Here is a 347-nt window from a genome sequence, read left to right on the forward strand (position 1 = left end):
TTGTTTCCGAACGTGTCCTGCACCGAATAGTTGACCACCGTCATCAGCGGGATCACCGCCGAGAACGCCACCAGCAGGAGGACCGGCAGCACCATGAACCAGGCCTTGTTGTTCCAGGTCTTCTCCATCTAGGCCTCCATCTCGACACGCCAGGAATCGGCATAGATGTTGATGCCGGCCGGATCGAACCGCACCTTCGGATCGGCAGGCAGGGTCTCGTCCTCACCGATCACGGCAGAAATATCGCGGCCTTCGAGCTTGGCGCGCACCACCTTGTGGCGGCCGAGATCCTCGACCTTGCTGACCTGCACGGCCATGCCTTCGCGGCCGAGCCGGACATATTCGGG

The 347-nt window shown here is 61.7% G+C and carries 2 pseudogenes; both read right to left on the reverse strand.

Annotation, left to right across the window (positions count from 1 at the left end):
* Window positions 1-128 (reverse strand): annotated as a pseudogene (locus AC0L3E_RS34670) (sugar ABC transporter permease); the annotation flags it as partial.
* Window positions 129-347: pseudogene (locus AC0L3E_RS34675) on the reverse strand (ABC transporter ATP-binding protein); the annotation flags it as partial.

The sequence above is a fragment of the Mesorhizobium sp. WSM4822 genome, assembly GCF_055811155.1.